The organism is Paenibacillus sp. FSL R7-269 (assembly GCF_000517865.1).
Classification (GTDB): Bacteria; Bacillota; Bacilli; order Paenibacillales; family Paenibacillaceae; genus Paenibacillus_AQ.
The window spans coordinates 1-683 of the sequence record NZ_ASPS01000119.1; the positions used below are offsets into that span (position 1 = coordinate 1).

General features: G+C 33.7%; 2 protein-coding genes. One reads left to right on the forward strand and one right to left on the reverse strand.

The genetic code is table 11. The features are described from left to right. Nucleotides 1-140 precede the first annotated feature (140 nt). Nucleotides 141-305 carry a hypothetical protein gene (locus C162_RS36750; RefSeq protein WP_200869261.1) on the forward strand — a complete coding sequence of 55 codons (165 nt, stop codon included), beginning with the start codon at nt 141-143 and terminating at the stop codon, nt 303-305. Here C162_RS36750 and C162_RS32185 read toward each other — a convergent pair. Further along, nucleotides 298-579: a hypothetical protein gene (locus C162_RS32185; RefSeq protein WP_036701909.1), complete on the reverse strand. Its 282-nt coding sequence runs from the start codon at nt 577-579 to the stop codon at nt 298-300. The two genes, C162_RS36750 and C162_RS32185, sit on opposite strands and share 8 nt — an antisense overlap. Between the last annotated feature and the right edge of the window lie 104 nt (nt 580-683).

Below are 683 nucleotides of genomic sequence, written 5' to 3' on the forward strand. Positions count from 1 at the left end.
AATTACCCTATGAGTTTCAGCCTGAAATCAAGGAAAAACTAATTGAAGCAGCAGCATTACAAGAAATATCAGCGACTCAATTATTAATACGTATTATTGAAAATAAATACCAAGAAATTATAGGATAAGGGGAATAGACGATGGCATACGGAAATAAGGTTAAGTTTCATTATGACGTACCTGTCTATATAAAAAAGCAATTAGCTACAGCTGCAAAAAAGCTGAATATGACAGCAACCGAACTGTTATCTAAAACCATTGAAGAAGAATATGAACGTGTAATAAAGGAAAAAAAGGCTAAATGAATTTAGCCTTTTCAATGAATTGGTGCATTTTATGAATTTGGTCAATAGTAAAACATTGATAGGAATAATCTGGATCAATATTGTCATACGAAAAGGCATGGAAAATAGAATAGCATTCTAACGGGTTGTCTTCAATTAGATAAACATACACATTAGGGATTTCTGTTGTTACATGACAATGAAATTGAGAGGTTGGGCTTGCTTCTATGATCCCCATAATATGTTGCTTTACATCTGAGGATACATTGGGCAATTGGTTTTCAATAACTAACATGAGGGACCCCCTTTTAATTGAATGCCGTTTCTGTACTTAGTCTTCCCATTATACCAAACGTTTGTTCGCATGTTAAGGGCGTAATTTCCACAGGAGTATATTTT

Excerpts from the sequence above, each read along its gene's own strand:
- C162_RS32185 (WP_036701909.1), bottom strand. The coding sequence starts at position 579 with ATGTTAGTTATTGAAAACCAATTGCCCAATGTATCCTCAGATGTAAAG.
- C162_RS36750 (WP_200869261.1), top strand. The coding sequence starts at position 141 with ATGGCATACGGAAATAAGGTTAAGTTTCATTATGACGTACCTGTCTAT.